This is a genomic window from Enterobacter sp. GD03975 (assembly GCF_029838645.1).
Classification (GTDB): Bacteria; Pseudomonadota; Gammaproteobacteria; order Enterobacterales; family Enterobacteriaceae; genus Enterobacter; species Enterobacter quasihormaechei.
This window is the reverse complement of record NZ_JAOBZC010000020.1, coordinates 13,841-37,452: the sequence shown is the minus strand read 5'-3', so window position 1 is coordinate 37,452 and position 23,612 is coordinate 13,841. Positions and strand designations below refer to the sequence as shown.

The following is a 23,612-nucleotide window of genomic DNA, read 5'->3' as shown; positions in this document are numbered from 1 at the left end:
GCAGCCGCATTAATGTAGCGCAAAGAAAATAGCGCCGCACTTCAGCCTATTACCAGGCCAGACCGAAACGTCTATACTCGCTTCAATTAGCCGCCACCACGGTGAAAGGATGCAAAACTATTATGGCTCACTCACATTTATTAGCAGAAAGAATTTCCCGCCTCAGCAGCGCGCTGGAGAAAGGCCTTTACGAGCGTAGCCACGCCATTCGCCTCTGTTTACTGGCGGCGTTGAGCGGGGAAAGCGTGTTTCTGCTGGGCCCGCCGGGCATTGCCAAAAGTCTGATCGCACGCCGCCTCAAGTTCGCTTTCCAGAACGCTCGCGCGTTTGAGTATTTGATGACGCGCTTCTCCACGCCGGAAGAAGTTTTCGGCCCGCTCTCCATTCAGGCGTTAAAAGACGAGGGACGCTACGAGCGTCTGACGGCCGGCTATCTCCCGGAAGCGGAAATCGTCTTTCTTGATGAGATCTGGAAAGCCGGCCCGGCCATTCTGAACACCCTGCTGACGGCAATCAACGAACGCCGCTTCCGCAACGGCGCGAGCGAAGAGAAGATCCCCATGCGCCTGCTGGTGGCCGCGTCAAACGAATTGCCCGAAGCCGACAGCAGCCTGGAAGCGCTGTACGACCGCATGCTGATCCGCCTGTGGCTGGATAAGGTCCAGGATAAATCGAACTTTCGTTCAATGCTGGTGAGCCAGCAGGACGAAAACGAAAACCCGGTGGCAGCATCGTTACAGGTCACGGACGAGGAATATCACCAGTGGCAGGAGGATATCGGCAAGATAAAACTGCCTGATACCGTATTTGAGCTGATCTTCATGCTGCGCCAGCAGCTTGATTTACTGCCCTCCGCGCCGTACGTCTCCGACCGTCGCTGGAAAAAAGCCATTCGCCTGCTCCAGGCAAGCGCCCTGTTCAGCGGCCGCGATGCTGTTGCCCCTATCGATCTGATCCTGCTGAAAGACTGTCTGTGGCACGACGCAGAAGGGATGAATCTGATGCAGCAGCAGCTGGACGTTTTGATGACCGGACACGCGTGGGGCCAGCAGTCGATGCTCAATCAGCTGGGGGCGATTGCCCAACGTCGCCTTCAGCTCCAGCAGCAGCAAAGTGACAAAACCGCGCTGAAGGTGAACCGTCTCGGCGGGATGTTTGCCCGTAAGCCACACTACGAACTGCCCGCCGGGCTGACTGACGCCTCGCTCACGCTCCTCCTCCAGCAGCCGCTTAAGCTTCATGATATGCAGGTGGTGCACGTGACGATCGAACGCGTTGCGCTGGTTCAGTGGCTGGATAAGGGCGGTGAGATCCGCGGTAAACTCAACGGTATCGGCTTTGCACAGCCGCTGTCGCTGGAAGTCGATAGCAGCCAGCATCTGGTGATCCGCGACGTCAGCCTTCAGGGATCGCGCCTGGCGCTGCCGGGAACGGCCTCCGACAGCCTTCCGGAGGAAATCAAGCAGCAGCTCGACGCGCTGGATAACGAATGGCATCAGCAGCACACGCGCTTCAGCGAGCAGCAGAAATGCCTCTTTATTCATAGCGACTGGTTAGGCCGCATTGAAGCCAGCTTGCAGGATGTCAGCGCGCAGATCAAACAGGCGCGTCAATGCTAACGCTGGATACGCTCAACGTCATGCTGGCGGTTAGCGAGGACGGTTTAATCGAAGAGGTCGTCATTACCCTGCTCGCTTCACCGCAGCTGGCGGCCTTTTTTGAAAAATTCCCGAAGCTCAGAAAGGCAATGACGGACGATCTTCCCCGCTGGCGCGATAGCCTGCGACAGCGGTTTAAGGAGACGGAAGTCCCGCCGGAACTGACAGAGGAAGTGGCTGGTTACCAGCAGTGCCAGCGGCTTTCAACGCCGCAGTTTATTGCCCAGCTTCCGCAAACCCTGACATTGCTTGATAACGTTCATTCCCCGTTTGCCAGCCAGGCCAGAGCGCTGGTCACGGACAACCCGAGCTTTACTCCCGCCCTGCACACCCTGTTTTTACAGCGCTGGCGGCTCAGCCTTGTCGTTCAGGCCACCTCGCTCAACCAGCAACTGCTGGACGAAGAGCGCGAACAGCTGTTGAGCGAGGTTCAGGAGCGGATGACGTTAAGCGGCCAGCTAGAACAGGTGCTGGTGGAGAATGAAAACGCTGCCGGACGCCTCTGGGATATGAGTGCCGGTCAGCTAAAGCGCGGCGACTATCAGCTGATCGTCAGGTACGGCGACTTTCTGGCGCAACAGCCGGAGCTGATGAAGCTCGCGGAACAGCTTGGGCGCTCCCGGGAGGCAAAATCGGTCCCAAAGAACGATGCGCCGATGGAAACCTTCCGCACCCTGGTGCGTGAACCCTCCACCGTGCCGGAGCAGGTTGACGGGCTACAGCAAAGCGATGACATCCTGCGCCTGCTGCCCACGGAACTCAGCACGCTGGGAATGACCGAGCTGGAGTATGAATTTTATCGTCGGCTGGTGGAAAAACAGCTGCTCACCTATCGGCTGCACGGCGAAGCCTGGCGCGAGAAGATCAGCCAGCGTCCGGTGGTGCATCAGGACTTTGATGAGCAACCGCGCGGCCCGTTCATTGTTTGCGTCGATACGTCCGGATCGATGGGGGGGTTTAATGAACAGTGCGCAAAAGCGTTCTGCCTGGCCCTGATGCGCGTGGCGCTCGCCGATCGTCGTCGCTGCTACATCATGTTATTTTCCAGCGAAGTGGTCGGGTATGAACTTACCGGCTCACAGGGGCTGGAGCAGGCGATCCGCTTTTTAAGCCAACGCTTTCGCGGCGGCACCGATCTGGCCAGCTGTTTTCGCAGCATCATTGAGCGTATGCAGGGCGGCGACTGGTACGACGCGGATGCAGTGGTGATTTCCGATTTTATTGCCCAGCGGCTGCCGGACGACGTGGTGAGTAAAGTGAAGGAGATGCAGCGCGTGCACCAGCACCGCTTTCATGCCGTGGCGATGTCCGCACATGGAAAACCCGGCATCATGCGTATCTTCGATCACATCTGGCGCTTTGATACCGGATTGCGTAGCCGCCTGCTCAGACGCTGGCGACGTTAATTAAAGAAGAGAACCGACGCTTTCACGTACCTGCTGCGGCCAGACCCCACACTGCACCTGACCAATGTGGGACAGTTGCAGCAGCAGCATGGTCAGACGAGACTGGCCAATACCGCCGCCGATGGTCTGCGGCATTTCACCACGCAGCAGCGCCTGGTGCCATTCCAGTTGCAGACGATCTTCATCACCGGTCACGGCCAGCTGACGCTTCAGTGCTTCAGCATCCACGCGGATCCCCATAGAAGAGAGTTCAAACGCATCTTCCAGAACCGGGTTCCAGACCAGAATATCGCCGTTCAGTCCGGCATATTCGCTTTCGCCCACGGTGCTCCAGTCATCGTAATCCGGCGCACGGACGTCGTGACGTTTACCGTCAGACAGTTTTCCGCCAATGCCGATCAGGAATACCGCGCCCAGCGCTTTGGCGATCGCGCGTTCACGGCCTTTCGCATCCAGATCCGGATAACGGCTCAGCAATTCCTGGCTGTGAACAAAGTGGATCGTTTCCGGCAGGAACGGTGCCAGACCAAACTCTTTGCTCACGGCTGCTTCGGTTGCTTTGATCCCCGCGTAGATCGCCTCTACGGTAGATTTCAGCGTACCGACATGACGCTCGCCGTCACCCATTACGCGCTCCCAGTCCCACTGGTCAACGTAGACAGAGTGAATTGGGGAGAGACGGTCTTCATCGGGGCGAAGGGCTTTCATGTGCGTGTAAAGCCCTTCGCCCGCGCTGAAGTCGTGTTGTCCCAGGGTTTGACGCTTCCACTTCGCCAGGGAATGCACCACTTCGAACTGGGCATCTGGCAGTGTTTTCACTTTTACCTGTACCGCTTTTTCGCAACCAGACAGGTTATCCTGCGTCCCGTCACCCACGCGGCTCAGAATCGGCGCCTGAACTTCAATAAGGCCAAGCTTCTCTTCCAGCTGGCGGGAAAAATGGGATTTTACGAAACTGATCTGGCGTTGTTTTGCGATGTAAGCGGTTTTCATTATTTATACTCCTGCGTCCTGTTGGTATTGATTAAGCAACAAAAATGGCACCTTATTCAATAACCCATCAACAAAAAGCCGACTTCACTTTTGATTCGATAAAATTAGCCGCTAGAATAGAGGGAATCATCAATCTTCATAAGAAAAAGCTATGGAAAATTATCAGATCGACAATCTGGACCGCGGCATCCTGGAGGCGCTGATGGCCAATGCGCGCACCGCGTATGCCGAACTGGCGAAGCAGTTTGGCGTCAGCCCGGGGACGATTCACGTCCGCGTAGAGAAAATGAAGCAGGCCGGGATCATCACCGGCGCACGCATTGACGTCAGTCCGAAGCAGCTCGGCTACGACGTTTGCTGCTTCATTGGCATCATTCTTAAAAGTGCAAAAGATTACCCCTCCGCGCTGGAGAAGCTGAACGCGCTGGATGAAGTCACCGAGGCGTACTACACCACCGGGCACTACAGCATCTTTATTAAGGTAATGTGCCGATCCATCGATGCCCTCCAGCAGGTACTTATCAACAAGATCCAAACAATCGATGAAATTCAGTCCACCGAAACCCTGATCTCCCTGCAAAACCCGATCATGCGTACCATCCGCCCGTGATCGGGCAATTTCATTCCCACATTTTCCACAGGTAGATCCCAGCTCGTTCACAGCGTACAATGGCCGCCTCTTTATATGAGCGAGCGATCAATGGCGGACATTACTCTTATCAGCGGCAGCACCCTGGGCGGTGCGGAATACGTAGCGGAACATCTGGCTGAGAAGCTGGAAGACGCGGGCTTTTCAACGGAAACCCTGCACGGCCCGCTGCTGGAAGATCTCCCGACTGATGGGGTCTGGCTGCTGATCACCTCCACGCACGGCGCGGGCGATCTGCCGGATAACCTGCAACCTTTATATGACGAACTGCTGGAACAGCAGCCCAGTCTGTCAAACGTCCGGTTTGGTGCGATCGGGATCGGCAGCCGTGAATATGACACCTTCTGCGGTGCAATAGAGAAAGTAGAAGCCGCTGTAACCGCCTGCGGAGCAAAACAGCTGGGTGAAACCCTGAAGATCAACATCCTCGATCATGATATTCCGGAAGATCCAGCCGAGATCTGGCTCGCAGAATGGAAAAATTTACTCAAAAACGATTAAAGATCGTGCGATCAGATGTGGATAACTCTGGTTAAAAGCTCGTATTAACCCGTAGTTATCCAAAGAACAACGTTGGTTTAGTTTTTGACCTGTGGATAAAGCGGCGATCTGATCCCAGCTTATACTGTCCAGGATCACCGATCATTCACAGCAAACGATCCTTCCTAACTGCATGATCTTATTTATGGGATCGGACTTATCCACAAAGGTCTGCGATCCTAATAAGAGATCACAATAGAACAGATCTCTAAATAAAAAGATCTTCTTTTTAATAGCCCAGGATCCCAATGCTTTCTCGAAAGACTAAAGTTGAGTAGAATCCACGGCCCGGGCTTCAATCCATTTTCATACCGCTTTACGCGAGGCAGACCACCATGTTTTATCAGGATCCTTTTGACGTCATCATCATTGGCGGGGGTCATGCAGGCACTGAGGCCGCAATGGCCGCAGCGCGAATGGGTCAGCAGACCCTGCTTTTGACACACAATATCGACACGCTGGGACAAATGTCCTGTAATCCGGCGATTGGCGGCATTGGGAAAGGACACCTGGTAAAAGAAGTGGATGCACTTGGCGGCCTGATGGCGAAAGCGATCGATCATGCGGGCATTCAGTTTAGGATACTAAACGCGAGTAAAGGCCCTGCTGTCCGCGCCACTCGTGCGCAGGCAGACCGCGTGCTTTACCGTCAGGCTGTCCGCACCGCGCTGGAGAACCAGCCGAACCTGATGATCTTCCAGCAGGCGGTAGAAGATCTTATCGTGGAGAACGATCGTGTTGTCGGTGCTGTGACCCAGATGGGCCTCAAGTTCCGCGCAAAAGCGGTTGTACTGACGGTCGGGACATTCCTGGACGGCAAAATCCATATCGGTCTGGACAACTACAGCGGTGGCCGTGCTGGCGATCCGCCGTCCATTCCGCTGTCTCGTCGTCTGCGTGAGCTGCCGCTGCGCGTAAGCCGTCTGAAAACCGGTACACCGCCGCGCATTGATGCGCGCACCATCGACTTCAGCGTGCTGGCACAGCAGCACGGCGATAACCCAATGCCGGTGTTCTCGTTCATGGGCAATGCGGCACAACATCCGCAGCAGGTGCCGTGCTATATCACGCACACCAATGAGAAAACGCACGACGTGATCCGCAATAACCTCGATCGCAGCCCAATGTACGCGGGCGTGATCGAAGGGATCGGCCCGCGCTACTGCCCGTCGATCGAAGACAAGGTGATGCGCTTTGCCGATCGTAACCAGCACCAGATCTTCCTGGAGCCGGAAGGACTGACCTCTAACGAAATTTACCCGAACGGCATCTCCACCAGCCTGCCGTTCGACGTGCAGATGCAAATTGTTCGCTCAATGCAGGGCATGGAGAACGCGAGAATCGTTCGTCCTGGCTACGCCATTGAGTACGATTTCTTCGATCCGCGTGACCTGAAGCCCACCCTGGAGAGCAAATTCATCCACGGTCTGTTCTTCGCGGGCCAGATTAACGGCACCACCGGGTACGAAGAAGCCGCGGCGCAAGGGCTGCTGGCCGGTCTGAACGCCGCCCGCTTCTCCGCCGAGAAAGAGGGCTGGGCGCCGGCGCGCTCTCAGGCGTACCTGGGCGTACTGGTCGACGATCTCTGTACGCTGGGGACCAAAGAACCGTACCGCATGTTTACCTCCCGCGCGGAATATCGCCTGATGCTGCGCGAAGACAACGCCGATCTGCGTCTGACCGAAATGGGTCGAGAGCTGGGTCTGGTGGATGACGAACGCTGGGCGCGCTTCAACGAGAAGCTGGAACGCATTGAACAGGAACGTCAGCGCCTGAAAACCACCTGGGTAAACCCGCAGGCGGAAACCGCTGCCGAAGTGAACGCTCACTTAACAGCGCCGCTTTCGCGCGAAGCCAGTGGCGAAGATCTGCTGCGCCGTCCTGAAGTCACCTACGAGAATCTGGTCAAACTGACCGCGTTCGCACCGGGCCTTGAAGACGCTGAAGCGGCTGAGCAGGTCGAGATTCAGGTGAAATACGAAGGCTACATTGCGCGTCAGCAGGATGAGATCGAAAAACAGCAGCGTAATGAAAATACGCTGCTGCCGGAAATGCTGGACTATCGTCAGGTGACGGGCCTTTCCAACGAAGTGATCGCTAAGCTGAACGATCATAAACCGGTGTCGATTGGCCAGGCCTCGCGGATCTCCGGCGTCACGCCTGCCGCGATTTCAATTCTGCTGGTGTGGCTGAAAAAGCAGGGTATGCTGCGCCGCAGCGCGTAACGTTTGAACATTGCCCGGTGGCGCTGCGCTTACCGGGCCTACAGAACCCCGTAGGGCGGGTAAGCGAAGGGCCACCCGCCAGTAAGTATCTCAACAGGTATCCACCGTGCTCAATAAACTCTCTCGTCTGCTGGATGAAGCAGGTATTTCGCTCACCGATCACCAGAAAAACCAGCTGGTGGCCTATGTCGATATGCTGAATAAATGGAACAAAGCGTACAACCTGACCTCGGTGCGCGATCCCAACGAGATGCTGGTTCGCCATATTCTCGATAGCATCGTGGTGGCGCCGTACCTGAAAGGTGAACGTTTTATCGACGTTGGCACCGGTCCGGGGCTGCCGGGGATCCCGTTGTCTATTGTCCGCCCGGAGAGCCATTTCACGCTGCTGGACAGCCTGGGCAAGCGCGTGCGCTTTTTACGCCAGGTACAGCATGAGCTCAAGCTGGAAAACATCACGCCGGTGCAGAGCAGGGTAGAGGCGTTCCCGGCAGAGCCGCCGTTTGACGGCGTTATCAGCCGTGCCTTTGCATCGCTCAACGACATGGTGAGCTGGTGTAAACACCTGCCGGCGGAAAATGGCCGCTTTTATGCCCTGAAAGGGCTGGTGCCTGAAGATGAGATTCAACAGCTGCCAGCGGATTTTGCTGTTGAATCAATCGAGAAGTTACAGGTTCCTCATCTCGACGGTGAACGGCATTTGGTGATTCTTAAGCCAAACAAATTTTAAAAATTAAATAAAAAATGGGGAATTTGTGCTGTTCTTATTGTGTTAAAAAACAGCACACCCATGAGGATAATTCTGAAGTCATTTTAACCTTGTGTTCACCATGGTTTTTCTTGCGGTTAACCTGAGCTGATTCATTCACCGCAATGATAATCAACTATGAAAATATCAGTCTGCTAAAAGTGGGCTGTAGCAACCAGAATGCAATGTTAAATATTTATTAAAAATGTCAATAAAAGGTTTTTGTTGTATATAGGGCTGTTTTAGAAATAGTTGCGATTTTTTGGCTTTAAATTCATGAAGATGAAATAAAACGTTTTACGTGTTTGATAATTACCGCTTTATCGCAAATGTGCATTTTGTGATCTCGTGCACGCTTTATCGCCAACGTTTTCGCGCTGTTTGCAGTTTCGCCTGAAGGTCGACGCATTGGTCAAAAGTTGAAAAATAGCGCTGGGGAAAAATATTTAAACATTTATTCACCTTTTCGCTACTTAATGTTTGAAATCACGGGTACGCACCGTATAATTTGACCGCTTTTTGATGCTTGACTCTGAGCCTTAAAGGACGTTTTATACGACACGCGGCATACCTCGAAGGGAGCAGGAGTAAAAACGTGATGTCTGTGTCGCTCTTGAGTAGAAACGTTGCTCGTAAGCTTCTGTTCATTCAGTTTCTGGCGGTAATAGCAAGTGGACTGCTGTTTAGCCTCAAAGACCCCTTCTGGGGCATCTCCGCCGCGTGCGGAGGTTTGGCGGTTGTGCTGCCAAACGTGTTGTTTATGATTTTTGCCTGGCGTCATCAGGCGCATACACCCGCCAAAGGCCGCGTGGCCTGGTCCTTCGCTCTCGGCGAAGTGTGTAAGGTGTTGCTGACCTTTGCTCTACTGGTGATGGCGCTGGCGGTTTTGAAAGTGGTATTCATGCCGCTGATAGCAACGTGGGTTTTGGTGCTGGTGGTACAAGTTCTGGCTCCAGCTGTAATCAATAACAAAGGGTAAAAGGCATCATGGCTTCAGAAAATATGACGCCGCAGGATTACATAGGTCACCATCTGAATAACCTTCAGCTGGACCTGCGTACATTCTCGCTGGTGGATCCACATAACCCCCCGGCCACCTTCTGGACGATCAACATCGACTCCATGTTCTTCTCGGTGGTTTTGGGTCTTCTGTTCCTGGCCATGTTCCGCAGCGTTGCTAAAAAGGCGACCAGCGGTGTTCCAGGGAAATTCCAGACGTTCGTTGAGATGATCATCGGCTTCGTCCATGGCAGCGTGAAAGACATGTACCATGGTAAGAGCAAGCTGATTGCTCCGCTGGCCCTGACCGTGTTCGTTTGGGTCTTCCTGATGAACCTGATGGACCTGCTGCCAATTGACCTGCTGCCGTTCATCGGCGAGCACATCTTCGGCCTGCCTGCGCTGCGTGTTGTACCGTCTGCGGACGTGAACATCACCCTGTCGATGGCGCTGGGCGTGTTTATCCTGATTCTTTTCTACAGCATCAAAATGAAAGGCGTAAGCGGCTTTGTGAAAGAGCTTACCTTGCAGCCGTTCAACCACTGGGCGTTTATTCCGGTCAACCTGATCCTGGAAGGCGTTAGCCTGCTGTCCAAACCTGTTTCACTGGGTCTGCGACTGTTCGGCAACATGTATGCGGGTGAGCTGATTTTCATTCTGATCGCGGGTCTTCTGCCGTGGTGGTCACAGTGGATTCTGAATGTGCCATGGGCCATTTTCCACATCCTGATCATTACGCTGCAAGCCTTTATCTTCATGGTTCTGACGATCGTCTATCTGTCGATGGCGTCTGAAGAGCACTGATTTTTTACCAACACTACTACGTTTTAATTGAAACAAACTGGAGACTGTCATGGAAAACCTGAATATGGATCTGCTGTACATGGCTGCCGCTGTGATGATGGGTCTGGCGGCTATCGGTGCTGCGATCGGTATCGGCATCCTCGGGGGCAAATTCCTGGAAGGCGCTGCGCGTCAACCTGATCTGATTCCTCTGCTGCGTACTCAGTTCTTTATCGTTATGGGTCTGGTGGATGCAATCCCAATGATCGCTGTAGGTCTGGGTCTGTACGTGATGTTTGCTGTCGCGTAGTAGTTGTTTTAAAACCCCAAGCCACAGAAATTTAAGAGGTATTGTGCTGTGAACATGAACGCAACAATCCTCGGCCAGGCCATCGCGTTTATTCTCTTTGTCTGGTTCTGCATGAAGTATGTATGGCCGCCTTTAATGGCTGCCATCGAAAAACGTCAGAAAGAAATTGCTGACGGTCTGGCTTCCGCAGAACGCGCTAAGAAAGATTTGGACCTTGCACAGGCCAACGCGACAGACCAGCTGAAAAAAGCGAAAGCTGAAGCTCAGGTAATCATTGAACAGGCTAACAAACGCCGTTCTCAGATCCTGGACGAAGCCAAAGCTGAAGCAGAACAGGAACGTACTAAGATCGTGACACAGGCTCAGGCTGAAATTGAAGCTGAGCGTAAACGTGCTCGTGAAGAACTGCGTAAGCAGGTTGCGATTCTGGCTGTTGCTGGCGCCGAGAAGATCATCGAACGTTCCGTGGATGAAGCTGCTAACAGCGACATCGTGGACAAACTTGTCGCTGAACTGTAAGGAGGGAGGGGCTGATGTCTGAATTTGTTACGGTAGCTCGCCCCTACGCCAAAGCAGCTTTTGACTTTGCTGTCGAACACCAAAATGTCGATCGCTGGCAGAATATGCTGGCGTTTGCCGCTGAGGTGACGAAAAACGAACAAATGGCCGAGTTGCTTTCCGGTGCGTTAGCGCCTGAAACCCTCGCCGCGTCGTTTATCGCCGTGTGCGGAGAGCAACTGGATGCCAACGGCCAGAACCTGATTAAGGTCATGGCAGAAAATGGTCGTCTCCGTGTGCTCCCGGATGTTCTTGAGCAGTTTGAGCACTTACGTGCCCTCAGTGAAGCTACCGCTGAAGTTGAAGTAACTTCCGCAACTGAACTGAGTGATGAACAGCTTGCGAAAATCACCGCCGCGATGGAAAAACGTCTGTCACGCAAAGTTAAGCTGAATTGCAAAATCGATAAGTCTGTAATGGCAGGCGTAATCATCCGCTCGGGTGATATGGTCATTGATGGCAGCGTACGCGGCCGTCTTGAGCGCCTTGCAGACGTCTTGCAGTCTTAAGGGGACTGGAGCATGCAACTGAATTCCACCGAAATCAGCGAACTGATCAAGCAGCGCATTGCTCAGTTCAGTGTTGTGAGTGAAGCTCACAACGAAGGTACTATTGTTTCTGTAAGTGACGGTGTTATCCGCATCCACGGCCTGGCCGATTGTATGCAGGGTGAGATGATTTCCCTGCCGGGTAACCGTTACGCTATCGCACTGAACCTGGAGCGCGACTCCGTAGGTGCCGTTGTGATGGGTCCATACGCTGACCTCGCCGAAGGCATGAAGGTTAAGTGTACTGGCCGTATTTTGGAAGTGCCGGTTGGCCGTGGCCTGCTGGGTCGTGTTGTTAACACCCTGGGTGCGCCAATCGACGGTAAAGGTCCGGTTGATAACGATGGCTTCTCGCCAATCGAAGTTATCGCACCGGGCGTTATCGACCGTCAGTCCGTTGATCAGCCTGTGCAGACGGGTTATAAGTCCGTTGATGCCATGATCCCAATCGGTCGTGGTCAGCGTGAACTGATCATCGGTGACCGTCAGACCGGTAAAACCGCGATGGCAATCGACGCCATCATCAACCAGCGTGACTCCGGCATCAAATGTGTGTACGTGGCTATCGGCCAGAAAGCGTCCACCATTTCCAACGTGGTTCGTAAACTGGAAGAGCACGGCGCACTGTCTAACACCATCGTTGTGGTAGCAACCGCGTCTGAATCTGCTGCACTGCAATACCTGGCGCCATACGCCGGTTGCGCAATGGGCGAATACTTCCGTGACCGCGGTGAAGATGCACTGATCGTATACGATGACCTTTCTAAACAGGCTGTTGCGTATCGTCAGGTTTCCCTGCTGCTCCGTCGTCCACCAGGACGTGAAGCATTCCCGGGCGACGTATTCTACCTCCACTCTCGTCTGCTGGAGCGTGCTTCCCGCGTTAACGCGGAATACGTCGAGAACTTCACCAAAGGTGAAGTGAAGGGTAAAACGGGCTCTCTGACCGCGCTGCCGATCATTGAAACCCAGGCGGGTGACGTTTCTGCGTTCGTTCCGACCAACGTAATCTCCATTACCGATGGTCAGATCTTCCTGGAAACCAACCTGTTTAACTCCGGTATTCGTCCGGCAGTTAACCCGGGTATCTCCGTATCCCGTGTGGGTGGTGCTGCTCAGACCAAGATCATCAAGAAACTGTCCGGTGGTATCCGTACCGCGCTGGCACAGTATCGTGAACTGGCTGCGTTCTCTCAGTTCGCATCCGATCTGGACGAAGCAACCCGTAAACAGCTGAGCCACGGTCAGAAAGTGACCGAGCTGCTGAAGCAGAAACAGTACGCGCCAATGTCTGTTGCTCAGCAGGGCCTGGTACTGTTCGCGGCTGAACGCGGTTACCTCGAAGATGTGGAACTGGCGAAAATCGGTAGCTTCGAAGCCGCTCTGCTGGCTTACGCTGACCGTGATCACGCTCCGCTGATGCAAGAGATCAACCAGACCGGTGGCTATAACGACGAAATCGAAGGCAAGCTGAAAGCTATCCTCGATTCCTTCAAAGCAACCCAATCCTGGTAATCGTCCGGCGGCTTGTCTTAGGACAAGCCGTCTGGCATTGAGGAGAAGCTCATGGCCGGCGCAAAAGAGATACGTAGTAAGATCGCAAGCGTCCAGAACACGCAAAAGATCACTAAAGCGATGGAGATGGTCGCCGCTTCCAAAATGCGTAAATCGCAGGATCGCATGGCGGCCAGCCGTCCTTATGCAGAGACCATGCGCAAAGTGATTGGTCACCTTGCAAACGGTAATCTGGAATATAAGCACCCTTACCTGGAAGAACGCGACGTTAAGCGCGTGGGCTACCTGGTGGTGTCGACTGACCGTGGTCTGTGTGGCGGCTTGAACATTAACCTGTTCAAAAAACTGCTGGCGGATATGAAAGTCTGGTCCGATAAAGGCGTTCAGTGCGATCTGGCACTGATTGGCTCTAAAGGCGTCTCTTTCTTTAACTCCGTTGGCGGCAACATTGTCGCTCAGGTGACCGGTATGGGTGATAACCCGTCCCTGTCCGAACTGATCGGCCCGGTTAAAGTGATGTTGCAGGCCTACGATGAAGGCCGTCTGGACAGACTGTACGTTGTCAGCAACAAATTTATTAACACCATGTCTCAGGTGCCTACGCTCACTCAAATGCTGCCGTTACCGGCATCAGAAGATGACGAGCTGAAACAGAAAGCCTGGGATTACCTGTATGAACCCGATCCGAAACCGCTGCTGGATACCCTGCTGCGTCGTTACGTTGAATCTCAGGTTTATCAGGGCGTTGTAGAAAACCTGGCCAGCGAGCAGGCCGCACGAATGGTGGCGATGAAAGCCGCGACCGATAATGGCGGCAGCCTGATTAAAGAGCTGCAGTTGGTTTACAACAAAGCTCGTCAGGCCAGCATTACTCAGGAACTCACCGAGATCGTCTCGGGGGCCGCCGCGGTTTAACCAGGTTTACGAATTACGTAGAGGATTCAAGATGGCTACTGGAAAGATTGTCCAGGTAATCGGCGCCGTGGTGGACGTCGAGTTCCCTCAGGACGCCGTACCACGCGTGTACGACGCGCTTGAGGTACAGAATGGTAACGAGAGCCTGGTGCTGGAAGTTCAGCAGCAGCTCGGCGGCGGTATCGTGCGTACCATCGCCATGGGTTCTTCCGACGGTCTGCGTCGTGGTCTGGAAGTTAAAGACCTTGAGCACCCGATCGAAGTCCCGGTAGGTAAAGCAACGCTGGGTCGTATCATGAACGTATTGGGTCAGCCAATCGACATGAAAGGCGACATCGGTGAAGAAGAGCGTTGGGCTATCCACCGCGCGGCACCTTCCTACGAAGAGCTGTCCAGCTCTCAGGAACTGCTGGAAACCGGCATCAAAGTTATCGACCTGATGTGTCCGTTCGCGAAGGGCGGTAAAGTCGGTCTGTTCGGCGGTGCGGGTGTAGGTAAAACCGTAAACATGATGGAGCTGATCCGTAACATCGCGATCGAGCACTCCGGTTACTCCGTGTTTGCGGGCGTAGGTGAACGTACTCGTGAGGGTAACGACTTCTACCACGAAATGACCGACTCCAACGTTCTGGATAAAGTATCCCTGGTTTACGGCCAGATGAACGAGCCACCAGGAAACCGTCTGCGCGTTGCGCTGACTGGCCTGACAATGGCTGAGAAATTCCGTGACGAAGGCCGTGACGTTCTGCTGTTCGTTGATAACATCTATCGTTACACCCTGGCCGGTACCGAAGTATCTGCACTGCTGGGTCGTATGCCTTCAGCGGTAGGTTATCAGCCTACGCTGGCGGAAGAGATGGGTGTTCTTCAGGAACGTATCACCTCGACCAAAACCGGTTCTATCACCTCCGTTCAGGCGGTATACGTACCTGCGGATGACTTGACTGACCCATCTCCAGCCACCACCTTTGCGCACTTAGACGCAACCGTGGTACTGAGCCGTCAGATCGCGTCTCTGGGTATCTACCCGGCCGTTGACCCGCTGGATTCCACCAGCCGTCAGCTGGATCCACTGGTTGTTGGCCAGGAACACTACGACACCGCGCGTGGCGTACAGTCCCTGCTGCAACGTTACCAGGAACTGAAAGACATCATCGCCATCCTGGGTATGGATGAACTGTCTGAAGAAGACAAACTGGTGGTAGCACGTGCGCGTAAGATCCAGCGCTTCCTGTCCCAGCCGTTCTTCGTTGCGGAAGTATTCACCGGTGCGCCGGGTAAATACGTTTCCCTGAAAGACACCATCCGTGGCTTTAAAGGCATCATGGAAGGCGAATACGATCACCTGCCAGAGCAGGCGTTCTACATGGTTGGTTCCATCGAAGAAGCCGTGGAAAAAGCCAAAAAACTTTAACGCCTTAATCGGAGGGTGATATGGCAATGACTTACCACCTGGACGTCGTCAGCGCAGAGCAACAAATGTTCTCTGGTCTGGTCGAGAAAATCCAGGTAACGGGTAGTGAAGGTGAACTGGGTATTTTCCCGGGTCACGCACCGCTGCTCACCGCCATTAAGCCTGGTATGATCCGCATCGTTAAACAGTTCGGTCACGAAGAGTTTATCTATCTGTCCGGCGGCATTCTTGAAGTGCAGCCTGGCAGTGTGACCGTTCTGGCCGATACCGCTATTCGTGGCCAGGATCTCGACGAAGCGCGAGCCCTGGAATCGAAGCGTAAGGCTGAAGAGCACATTAACAGCTCTCATGGTGACGTGGATTACGCTCAGGCGTCTGCGGAGCTGGCCAAAGCGATCGCGAAACTGCGCGTTATCGAGTTGACCAAAAAAGCGATGTAACACCGGCTTGAAAAGCACAAAAGCCAGTCTGGATCCCAGGCTGGCTTTTTTTTTCGGCCTTAATTCATGATGAAAAAGATGTAGAATTTTAAGCATCAAACGTTTTTACTTCTCACACAAACTACCGTCAGGATGCGTATGTTAAACAGTGCGATGAGCGTGGTGATCCTTGCCGCAGGTAAAGGTACCCGCATGTATTCCGATCTGCCTAAGGTGCTCCACACGCTGGCAGGAAAGCCAATGGTGCAGCATGTTATTGATGCAGCTAATGAATTAGGCGCCAGCCAGGTGCATCTGGTTTATGGACACGGCGGCGATCTGCTGAAAAAAACGCTGCGTGACGACAATCTCAACTGGGTACTACAGGCAGAACAGCTGGGTACCGGTCATGCAATGCAGCAGGCTGCACCCTTCTTCTCTGATGATGAAGACATCCTGATGCTCTACGGCGACGTCCCGCTGATCTCCGTTGAAACCCTCACTCGTTTGCGTGAAGCCAAACCGCAGGGCGGCATTGGGCTGTTAACCGTCGTGCTGGACGATCCGAGTGGCTATGGCCGCATTACCCGTGAAAACGGCAACGTGACGGGGATTGTTGAGCATAAAGATGCCAGCGAAGCGCAGCGTCAGATTCAGGAGATCAACACCGGTATCCTGATTGCGAACGGTGCTGATATGAAGCGCTGGCTGTCTAAGCTGAATAACAACAACGCACAGGGTGAGTATTACATCACCGATATTATTGCGATGGCGTACCAGGAAGGGCGTGAGATTGCCGCCGTTCACCCGGCACGCATCAGCGAAACGGACGGGGTAAACAACCGTCTTCAGCTTTCCCGTCTGGAGCGCATTTACCAGTCCGAGCAGGCAGAGAAGCTGCTGCTCGCAGGCGTCATGCTGCGCGATCCGGCACGTTTCGATCTGCGCGGTACGCTGTCCCACGGGCGCGACGTTGAAATTGATACTAACGTTATCCTGGAAGGTAACGTCACGCTGGGTAACCGCGTCAAAATCGGCGCTGGCTGCGTGATTAAAAACAGCGTTATCGGCGACGACTGCGAAATCAGCCCGTACAGCGTGGTGGAAGACGCGCGTCTTGATGCGGCGTGTACCATCGGCCCGTTTGCGCGTCTGCGCCCGGGCGCTGAGCTGCTGGAAGGCGCACATGTTGGTAACTTCGTTGAAATGAAAAAAGCCCGTCTGGGTAAAGGCTCCAAAGCGGGTCATTTAACCTATCTGGGCGATGCAGAAATTGGCGACAACGTGAATATTGGTGCAGGTACCATCACCTGTAATTATGACGGTGCCAATAAGTTTAAAACCATCATCGGCGATGACGTGTTTGTGGGTTCTGACACGCAGCTGGTGGCGCCCGTCACCGTGGGTAACGGTGTGACCATTGCCGCCGGAACGACCGTCACGCGCGACGTAGCGGATAACGAGCTGGTGTTAAGCCGCGTGCCGCAGGTCAGCAAGCAGGGCTGGCAACGTCCGGTGAAGAAAAAGTAACCCTAAGGCGGGTGGCGCTGCGCTTACCCGCCCTACGATTGAGTAGGCCTGATAAGGCGTAGCCGTCATCAGGCAAACCCGGGAGAGGAGATAAAGATATATCTCCCCCCACAAGCAGTACCCATAAAAATAACCCCACTCTCTACAAGGCTCGGGGTGCCCGGAAAGGGCGTTACCCAAAGGATTTCGCGTTGTGGCAAGGCGGCAAGCGTATGAGTCCATGGGAGCTTACTTAAGTAAGTGACCGTGGCGAGTACGAGAAGCCAACGCAGCCGCAGCGTGAAAGACGCAGGGGAAATACAGGTCAGCGACAACGCAGGCATAATGCCTAAATTCGGAATCTAAATTATGTGTGGAATTGTTGGCGCAGTTGCGCAGCGTGATATTGCTGAAATCCTTCTCGAAGGTTTACGTCGTCTGGAATACCGTGGCTATGACTCTGCCGGTCTGGCTGTCGTGGATGCAGAAGGTCATATGACCCGTCTGCGCCGTCTCGGTAAAGTGCAGATGCTGGCCCAGGCCGCGGAAGAACATCCGCTGCACGGGGGAACCGGTATTGCGCACACCCGCTGGGCGACGCACGGCGAACCGTCTGAAGGTAACGCGCACCCGCATGTGTCTGAACACATCGTGGTGGTGCATAACGGCATTATCGAAAACCACGAACCGCTGCGCGAAGAACTGAAAGCGCGCGGCTATACCTTCGTCTCTGAAACCGACACCGAAGTGATTGCTCACCTCGTACACTGGGAACTGGCACAGGGCGGTACGCTGCGTGAGGCAGTGCTGCGTGCTATTCCTCAGCTGCGCGGCGCCTACGGTACGGTGATCATGGATTCTCGCGATCCATCTACCCTGCTGGCCGCGCGTTCCGGTAGCCCGATGGTTATCGGTCTGGGCATGGGCGAGAACTTTATCGCGTCCGATCAGCTGGCGCTCCTGCCGGTTACCCGTCGCTTTATCTTCCTGGAAGAGGGCGATATCGCGGAAGTGACGCGCCGCAGCGTGACCGTCTTTGATACCAAAGGCGAGCAGGTGAAGCGTCAGGAGATCGAATCCAACCTGCAATACGACGCGGGCGACAAAGGCGCTTACCGTCACTATATGCAGAAAGAGATCTACGAGCAGCCTAACGCCATTAAAAACACCCTGACCGGGCGCATTAGCCATGGCGAGGTGGATCTGAGCGAGTTGGGGGCGAACGCCAACGAGCTGCTCGGCAAGGTTGAGCATATTCAGATTGTGGCCTGCGGGACCTCATACAACTCCGGTATGGTCTCTCGCTACTGGTTTGAATCACTGGCGGGCGTGCCGTGCGATGTCGAAATCGCGTCTGAGTTCCGCTATCGTAAATCCGCTGTGCGCCGTAACAGCCTGATGATCACCCTTTCCCAGTCTGGCGAAACGGCGGATACCCTGGCGGCGCTGCGTCTGTCTAAAGAGTTGGGTTACCTGGGCTCTCTGGCCATCTGTAACGTACCGGGCTCCTCGCTGGTGCGTGAATCCGATCTGGCACTGATGACCAAAGCGGGCACCGAAATCGGCGTGGCCTCCACCAAAGCGTTTACCACGCAGCTGACCGTTCTGCTGATGCTGGTGGCGAAGCTGGCGCGTCTGAAAGGTGAAGATGCTTCCGTTGAGCATGACATCGTTCACGGTCTCCAGGCGCTGCCGAGCCGTATCGAGCAGATGCTGTCTCAGGACAAACGCATTGAGGCGCTGGCTGAAGACTTCTCTGATAAGCACCACGCTCTGTTCCTGGGCCGTGGCGATCAGTACCCTATCGCGCTGGAAGGCGCACTGAAGCTGAAAGAGATCTCCTACATCCACGCGGAAGCCTACGCGGCAGGCGAGCTGAAGCACGGCCCGCTGGCGCTGATTGACGCGGATATGCCGGTGATCGTTGTTGCACCAAACAACGAACTGCTGGAAAAACTGAAGTCTAACATCGAAGAAGTCCGCGCCCGCGGCGGCGTGCTGTACGTCTTCGCGGATAAAGACGCCGGTTTCGTCAGCAGCGACAACATGCACATCATCGAGATGCCGCATGTGGAAGAGGTGATTGCGCCGATCTTCTACACCGTTCCGCTGCAACTCCTGGCTTATCACGTGGCGCTGATCAAAGGCACCGACGTTGACCAGCCGCGTAACCTGGCGAAGTCGGTTACCGTAGAATAATCGTCCCGACACATAATGGAAAAAGCCTCGCATGAAAATGTGAGGCTTTTTTATTACGACCTAAATTTATTCCTAAAAAGTATTAAGTGTTATTTGTGTATGTTTCTGAATATGTCTTTTTAGCTAATATAAAGAAAGTTAACTTCTTATAAATCTCTAATTAATCAGCATTTATTTTATCAAGTTAATTTATTTACCTTTTCATTTAACTTGTGCTTACCTGCTCCAGATTTTGTCTGTTAATCTTAATAAAATATAATCTCATTCAGGCGAGGAATTCTTTCGCTGATATTTGTTTTATGAATGAATTAATCATGATTTAACGGAGTGGTAATGAAACGTAATTGGATTACAGGTTCTTTTGTTCTGTGCTCACTGTTTATGGCAAACCAGGCGCTCGCGTCTGATGGCGTGGTGCATTTTACCGGTGAGGTTATTGACAGCACTTGTGAAGTCACCACGGATACTATTGGCCAGACCGTTGCTCTGGGTAAAGTTAATAGATCTGCTTTTAGCACGGTAGGCACCACGGCGGCCCCCACAGAATTTAGCATTAAGCTGGAAAAATGCCCGGCCACATACACTCAGGCGGCAGCGCGTTTTGACGGCACCGAAGCCTCTGACGGCAACGGCGATTTGGCCATCGGCACCCCGATAACTGCATCGACGCCAGGCGACTATACCGGTGAGGGTACAGAGACTGCGGCGACGGGCGTGGCAATTCGTATCTATAACCGCGCTGATAATTCACAGGTTAAGCTGTACAAAGATTCCGCTTATACAACCATTGATTCAGGAAATGCTGAGCTGAAATTTATCGCGCGTTATATCGCGACTTCTGCCGATGTTACGCCAGGCACGGCTAACGCTGATTCACAGTTCACCATCGAATACATGAAGTAATCGATTTTCGCCCGGGCCTGCTGAAGTTAAAAGCGAGAGTACTGGCGAATTTTCCTTTAGCAGGCTCATTTCACGGATGAAATTATGTTGTGCAACCTTATTAAGTCGCTGTTCGTTGTTATTTGTCTTTTGAATATGTCTTCGTCTTGGGCTGGGGTCATTATCGGCGGCACCCGCGTGATTTTTAATAGCGATCGCGCTGATGAAACGTTTTCTATCTTCAATAAAGAAACAAACGTTCCCTACCTGATCCAGGTTTGGGTTGAGCCATTTGATAAAAAAGAGACTACCCCACCTCCCTTCACGGCTATTCCACCGGTTTCACGTCTGGAGCCGCAGCAGGAAAAAATCCTGCGCATTATTAAAACCAAGGGTGCGCTTCCCGAAGATCGGGAATCGGTTTTCTGGCTGAATATCAAAAATATTCCACCATCCGGGAGCAGTGCGGATAGCAACACGATGGAAATTGCCATAAAAACCCGAATCAAACTTTTCTGGCGCCCGGTGGCGCTCAATATGACGCCCGAAAAAGCGTATATGAAGGTGAAATGGCATCGCGTGGGAAACCATCTGCAAATAGAAAACCCAGCTCCAATTCATATCAACGTGATGGATGTGTTCGTCGACGGCAAAGAAGTTCCGCTCAATATGCTTAAACCCTTCGAGAAGCTAGAGCTGCCTTTACCCGCAGGTGCGGCTGGCAAAACGCTTCATTGGCGTTTTATCAATGACTACGGTGCGATTAGCGAGCCTCTGAATCTCTCCCTTTAAGTGCAAAACAAGGAATGATGCGAGATGGCCGGTTCACCTGTTCACGTTCTCTTTGCCTCCGGGGCGCTGCTCCTGCTGGCTTGCCAGCTACAGGCGAAAGAAGCCTTCTTTAACCCCGCCTTGCTGGAGATTGACCATCCGGCGGGTATCGATATTCATCAGTTCGATCGCGCAAACACGCTACCACCCGGCACGTACAAAGTGGATATCCTTATTAACGGGAAAAAACGTGAGCGGCGCGAGGTCACATTTATAGCGGATAAGCCGGAGGGGGAGATTCAGCCCTGCTTCACCCACCTGTCCAGCCAGCTGAAAGCGTTCGGTGTAAAAGCGGATGCCATCAAAGCGCTTACAAACATTGATGACGATGCCTGCGTCGCGCCGGGGCCGCTTGTTGAAGGTTCCGTATGGCAGTTCGATACGGACAAGCTGACGCTCAATATTGTGATACCGCAGATTTGGCTGGACAACTATGCCATGGGCTATATCAGTCCCGAACGCTGGGACCAGGGGATCAATGCGCTTTCGGTTAATTATGATTTTTCAGGCTCCCATACCGTACGCTCTGACTACGACGACACGGCGGATAGCTATTACCTCAACCTGCAAAATGGTCTGAATCTCGGTGCCTGGCGGGTACGCAACTACAGCACGTTCAGCTCTGAAGGCGGCAATGCAGAATATCACTCCGTCAGTTCGTGGCTACAGCGTGATATTCCCGGGCTGCGCAGCCAGTTCATGGTGGGCGATACCTGGTCGGCAAGCGATGTTTTTGAGGGGGCCAGACTGCGCGGGGTGCGGCTTTACACCGATGATGACATGCTGCCCGCCAGCATGAACGGCTTCGCACCCGTGGTGCGCGGCGTAGCGAAAAGCAACGCCATGGTGACGATCAAGCAAAACGGTTACGTCATCTATCAGTCTGCCGTGCCGCAGGGGGCGTTTGCCCTTACCGATCTCAATACCACCAGCTCGGGTGGGGATCTGGACGTGACCATCAAAGAAGAGGACGGCAGCGAGCAACATTTTATCCAGCCTTATGCTTCACTGGCCATTCTGAAACGTGAAGGACAAACCGACTTCGACGTCAGCATTGGCGAAATGCGGGAAGACACTCGCTTTACCCCAAACGTCATGCAGGCGCAAATCATGCGCGGGCTGCCAGCCGGCGTCACGCTTTATGGTGGCGTGCAGCTGGCGGACGAGTACCGCGCGGCGGCGCTGGGCGTGGGTAAAGATTTGGGCACGTTTGGTGCGCTTTCTATGGACGTGACGCAGGCGAAAGCCCGGTTTGATGAGGGCGATGAATCCCAGGGGCAATCCTATCGTTTCTTATACTCCAAGCGTATTGATGCCACCGACACGAATTTCAGGCTGGTGGGCTACCGCTATTCTACCCAGGGTTTTTATACCCTCAACGAGTGGTCATCGCGTCAGGGAGATGAAAGTGATTTTTGGGAAACGGGCAACCGCCGTAGCCGTCTGGAGGGAACATGGACGCAGTCTTTTGGACGCGGCTGGGGGAACGTTTATCTGACGCTGAGCCGTCAACAGTACTGGCAAACCGACGCGGTAGAGCGCTTGATCCAGACGGGCTACAGCAACAATCTCGGCATGGTTTCCTGGAACGTGTCGTGGAGCTACACCGATAGCGCGACGCACCACGACAGCGCCAGCGAAGATGAGGATAACAACGGGGGTGAAAATATCTTTATGTTTTCTCTTTCGGTTCCGCTGTCCGGCTGGGCGAAAAACAGTTACCTCAACTACGCCATGACGCAAAACGACAACGCGCAGGCATCCCATCAGGTGGGGTTAAGCGGAACGCTGCTGGAACGCGATAATCTCTCGTATAACCTGCAACAATCCTGGACAGGCGATAGCGCAGCGGATGCCAGCAACCTTGCGATGACCTATAACGGCACTTACGGCACGCTGGACGGCAGCTACGCCTACAGCGCAAACGCCGAACACCTTAATTTCGGCGCGCGCGGGGGCGTTATTGTGCACGGTGAAGGCGTCACGTTCTCGCAGCAGCTTGGAGAGACGGTTGCGCTGATCAAAACGCCTGGCGCGTCGGGGCTAGCCGTTGAAAACACCTCTGGCGTAGCCACCGACTGGCGCGGTTATGCGGTGAAAACCCAGCTTAATCCTTATGACGAAAACCGTGTTGCCATCGACAACGACTATTTCTCCCGAGCCAACGTGGAGCTTGAAAACAGCGTGATCGATCTTGTTCCGACCCGCGGTGCGATTGTCAAAGCAGAGTTTCTGACCCACCTGGGTTATCGGGTGCTATTCAACGTCATACTGGCAAACGGCAAGCCTGCACCGTTTGGTGCCGTCGCGAACGGCGAAAGTAAAGGTGAGCTGTTGACGGGCATCGTGGGAGAAAACGGGCAACTTTACCTGTCTGGCGTTCCGGAAGAGGGTACTTTTGCGCTGCGGTGGGGTACGGGTAACGGCGTGGAATGCCGGGCACCGTTCCATATTTCCCCTCAGACCGGAGCATCGCTGGTCCAACAAACCGTAGTATGTAACTAAAAAGGA

Annotated in this window: 21 protein-coding genes; 20 read left to right on the top strand and 1 reads right to left on the bottom strand. The window is 53.9% G+C overall.

Features of this window, described 5'->3' with window-relative positions; translation table 11 throughout:
* The first annotated feature begins 122 nt into the window (after positions 1 to 122).
* Positions 123 to 1,619 carry an ATPase RavA gene (gene ravA / locus N5C09_RS20855; RefSeq protein ID WP_112792443.1) on the top strand — a complete coding sequence of 499 codons (1,497 nt, stop codon included), beginning with the start codon at positions 123 to 125 and terminating at the stop codon, positions 1,617 to 1,619.
* Positions 1,613 to 3,064: an ATPase RavA stimulator ViaA gene (viaA, locus tag N5C09_RS20850; protein ID WP_107534293.1), complete on the top strand. Its 1,452-nt coding sequence runs from the start codon at positions 1,613 to 1,615 to the stop codon at positions 3,062 to 3,064. The genes ravA and viaA overlap by 7 nt, the downstream gene beginning before the upstream one ends.
* Here the strand turns inward: viaA and asnA are convergent, their stop codons facing one another.
* Positions 3,065 to 4,057 (bottom strand): aspartate--ammonia ligase, encoded by a 993-nt coding sequence (gene asnA, locus N5C09_RS20845; protein WP_107534295.1) that lies wholly within the window; start codon positions 4,055 to 4,057, stop codon positions 3,065 to 3,067. It lies immediately after the preceding gene.
* Positions 4,058 to 4,208: 151 nt separating this feature from the next.
* Here asnA and asnC point away from each other — a divergent pair, with 151 nt between their 5' ends.
* The 18 genes from asnC (at position 4,209) to N5C09_RS20755 (ending at position 23,606) form a co-directional block, all read left to right on the top strand.
* Entirely contained in the window at positions 4,209 to 4,667 is a 459-nt protein-coding gene (gene asnC, locus N5C09_RS20840) for a transcriptional regulator AsnC (RefSeq protein ID WP_003862383.1), read from the top strand.
* 90 nt (positions 4,668 to 4,757) lie between these two features.
* The gene (gene mioC / locus N5C09_RS20835; protein ID WP_063452035.1) at positions 4,758 to 5,207 is read left to right on the top strand and encodes an FMN-binding protein MioC; all 450 of its coding nucleotides are present in this window, start codon (positions 4,758 to 4,760) and stop codon (positions 5,205 to 5,207) included.
* 374 nt (positions 5,208 to 5,581) lie between these two features.
* Complete coding sequence (gene mnmG / locus N5C09_RS20830) at positions 5,582 to 7,471, top strand: tRNA uridine-5-carboxymethylaminomethyl(34) synthesis enzyme MnmG (protein ID WP_107534297.1); 1,890 nt, start codon at positions 5,582 to 5,584, stop codon at positions 7,469 to 7,471.
* A gap of 106 nt (positions 7,472 to 7,577) precedes the next feature.
* Entirely contained in the window at positions 7,578 to 8,201 is a 624-nt protein-coding gene (gene rsmG / locus N5C09_RS20825) for a 16S rRNA (guanine(527)-N(7))-methyltransferase RsmG (RefSeq protein WP_063452037.1), read from the top strand.
* A 616-nt stretch (positions 8,202 to 8,817) separates the two neighbouring features.
* Positions 8,818 to 9,198, top strand: coding sequence for a F0F1 ATP synthase subunit I (gene atpI / locus N5C09_RS20820; protein WP_003862375.1), 381 nt, complete (start codon positions 8,818 to 8,820; stop codon positions 9,196 to 9,198).
* An 8-nt stretch (positions 9,199 to 9,206) separates the two neighbouring features.
* Positions 9,207 to 10,022 (top strand): F0F1 ATP synthase subunit A, encoded by an 816-nt coding sequence (gene atpB / locus N5C09_RS20815; RefSeq protein ID WP_014881883.1) that lies wholly within the window; start codon positions 9,207 to 9,209, stop codon positions 10,020 to 10,022.
* A 49-nt stretch (positions 10,023 to 10,071) separates the two neighbouring features.
* Positions 10,072 to 10,311 carry a F0F1 ATP synthase subunit C gene (gene atpE / locus N5C09_RS20810; RefSeq protein ID WP_000429386.1) on the top strand — a complete coding sequence of 80 codons (240 nt, stop codon included), beginning with the start codon at positions 10,072 to 10,074 and terminating at the stop codon, positions 10,309 to 10,311.
* Positions 10,312 to 10,359: 48 nt separating this feature from the next.
* Positions 10,360 to 10,830 (top strand): F0F1 ATP synthase subunit B, encoded by a 471-nt coding sequence (atpF, locus tag N5C09_RS20805; protein ID WP_003862370.1) that lies wholly within the window; start codon positions 10,360 to 10,362, stop codon positions 10,828 to 10,830.
* A 14-nt stretch (positions 10,831 to 10,844) separates the two neighbouring features.
* A complete protein-coding gene (gene atpH / locus N5C09_RS20800; protein ID WP_003862369.1) occupies positions 10,845 to 11,378 on the top strand; it encodes a F0F1 ATP synthase subunit delta in 534 nt (177 codons plus the stop codon).
* A gap of 12 nt (positions 11,379 to 11,390) precedes the next feature.
* Positions 11,391 to 12,932 carry a F0F1 ATP synthase subunit alpha gene (gene atpA / locus N5C09_RS20795; RefSeq protein WP_063452038.1) on the top strand — a complete coding sequence of 514 codons (1,542 nt, stop codon included), beginning with the start codon at positions 11,391 to 11,393 and terminating at the stop codon, positions 12,930 to 12,932.
* Between the two features lie 51 nt (positions 12,933 to 12,983).
* Positions 12,984 to 13,847: a F0F1 ATP synthase subunit gamma gene (gene atpG, locus N5C09_RS20790; RefSeq protein ID WP_063452039.1), complete on the top strand. Its 864-nt coding sequence runs from the start codon at positions 12,984 to 12,986 to the stop codon at positions 13,845 to 13,847.
* Between the two features lie 31 nt (positions 13,848 to 13,878).
* Positions 13,879 to 15,261 (top strand): F0F1 ATP synthase subunit beta, encoded by a 1,383-nt coding sequence (gene atpD, locus N5C09_RS20785; protein ID WP_015570150.1) that lies wholly within the window; start codon positions 13,879 to 13,881, stop codon positions 15,259 to 15,261.
* Positions 15,262 to 15,281: 20 nt separating this feature from the next.
* Entirely contained in the window at positions 15,282 to 15,701 is a 420-nt protein-coding gene (locus tag N5C09_RS20780) for a F0F1 ATP synthase subunit epsilon (protein WP_003862360.1), read from the top strand.
* A 138-nt stretch (positions 15,702 to 15,839) separates the two neighbouring features.
* Positions 15,840 to 17,210, top strand: a complete 1,371-nt coding sequence (gene glmU / locus N5C09_RS20775) for a bifunctional UDP-N-acetylglucosamine diphosphorylase/glucosamine-1-phosphate N-acetyltransferase GlmU (RefSeq protein WP_279749801.1) — start codon at positions 15,840 to 15,842, stop codon at positions 17,208 to 17,210.
* 348 nt (positions 17,211 to 17,558) lie between these two features.
* Positions 17,559 to 19,388, top strand: a complete 1,830-nt coding sequence (glmS, locus tag N5C09_RS20770; RefSeq protein WP_063452041.1) for a glutamine--fructose-6-phosphate transaminase (isomerizing) — start codon at positions 17,559 to 17,561, stop codon at positions 19,386 to 19,388.
* 333 nt (positions 19,389 to 19,721) lie between these two features.
* Positions 19,722 to 20,291 (top strand): chaperone-usher fimbrial major subunit, encoded by a 570-nt coding sequence (locus N5C09_RS20765; protein ID WP_063868590.1) that lies wholly within the window; start codon positions 19,722 to 19,724, stop codon positions 20,289 to 20,291.
* Between the two features lie 84 nt (positions 20,292 to 20,375).
* Complete coding sequence (locus N5C09_RS20760) at positions 20,376 to 21,062, top strand: fimbrial chaperone (protein WP_279749800.1); 687 nt, start codon at positions 20,376 to 20,378, stop codon at positions 21,060 to 21,062.
* Between the two features lie 24 nt (positions 21,063 to 21,086).
* On the top strand, positions 21,087 to 23,606 hold the full coding sequence (locus tag N5C09_RS20755; protein ID WP_279749799.1) for a fimbrial biogenesis outer membrane usher protein: 2,520 nt from the start codon (positions 21,087 to 21,089) through the stop codon (positions 23,604 to 23,606).
* The last annotated feature ends 6 nt before the right edge of the window (positions 23,607 to 23,612 follow it).

Excerpts from the sequence above, each read along its gene's own strand:
- atpG (WP_063452039.1), top strand. The coding sequence starts at position 12,984 with ATGGCCGGCGCAAAAGAGATACGTAGTAAGATCGCAAGCGTCCAGAAC.
- asnA (WP_107534295.1), bottom strand. The coding sequence starts at position 4,057 with ATGAAAACCGCTTACATCGCAAAACAACGCCAGATCAGTTTCGTAAAA.
- atpH (WP_003862369.1), top strand. The coding sequence starts at position 10,845 with ATGTCTGAATTTGTTACGGTAGCTCGCCCCTACGCCAAAGCAGCTTTT.
- viaA (WP_107534293.1), top strand. The coding sequence starts at position 1,613 with ATGCTAACGCTGGATACGCTCAACGTCATGCTGGCGGTTAGCGAGGAC.
- N5C09_RS20755 (WP_279749799.1), top strand. The coding sequence starts at position 21,087 with ATGGCCGGTTCACCTGTTCACGTTCTCTTTGCCTCCGGGGCGCTGCTC.
- glmU (WP_279749801.1), top strand. The coding sequence starts at position 15,840 with ATGTTAAACAGTGCGATGAGCGTGGTGATCCTTGCCGCAGGTAAAGGT.
- N5C09_RS20780 (WP_003862360.1), top strand. The coding sequence starts at position 15,282 with ATGGCAATGACTTACCACCTGGACGTCGTCAGCGCAGAGCAACAAATG.
- mioC (WP_063452035.1), top strand. The coding sequence starts at position 4,758 with ATGGCGGACATTACTCTTATCAGCGGCAGCACCCTGGGCGGTGCGGAA.
- N5C09_RS20760 (WP_279749800.1), top strand. The coding sequence starts at position 20,376 with ATGTTGTGCAACCTTATTAAGTCGCTGTTCGTTGTTATTTGTCTTTTG.
- atpB (WP_014881883.1), top strand. The coding sequence starts at position 9,207 with ATGGCTTCAGAAAATATGACGCCGCAGGATTACATAGGTCACCATCTG.
- atpI (WP_003862375.1), top strand. The coding sequence starts at position 8,818 with ATGTCTGTGTCGCTCTTGAGTAGAAACGTTGCTCGTAAGCTTCTGTTC.
- glmS (WP_063452041.1), top strand. The coding sequence starts at position 17,559 with ATGTGTGGAATTGTTGGCGCAGTTGCGCAGCGTGATATTGCTGAAATC.
- atpD (WP_015570150.1), top strand. The coding sequence starts at position 13,879 with ATGGCTACTGGAAAGATTGTCCAGGTAATCGGCGCCGTGGTGGACGTC.
- atpE (WP_000429386.1), top strand. The coding sequence starts at position 10,072 with ATGGAAAACCTGAATATGGATCTGCTGTACATGGCTGCCGCTGTGATG.
- N5C09_RS20765 (WP_063868590.1), top strand. The coding sequence starts at position 19,722 with ATGAAACGTAATTGGATTACAGGTTCTTTTGTTCTGTGCTCACTGTTT.
- atpA (WP_063452038.1), top strand. The coding sequence starts at position 11,391 with ATGCAACTGAATTCCACCGAAATCAGCGAACTGATCAAGCAGCGCATT.
- asnC (WP_003862383.1), top strand. The coding sequence starts at position 4,209 with ATGGAAAATTATCAGATCGACAATCTGGACCGCGGCATCCTGGAGGCG.
- ravA (WP_112792443.1), top strand. The coding sequence starts at position 123 with ATGGCTCACTCACATTTATTAGCAGAAAGAATTTCCCGCCTCAGCAGC.
- mnmG (WP_107534297.1), top strand. The coding sequence starts at position 5,582 with ATGTTTTATCAGGATCCTTTTGACGTCATCATCATTGGCGGGGGTCAT.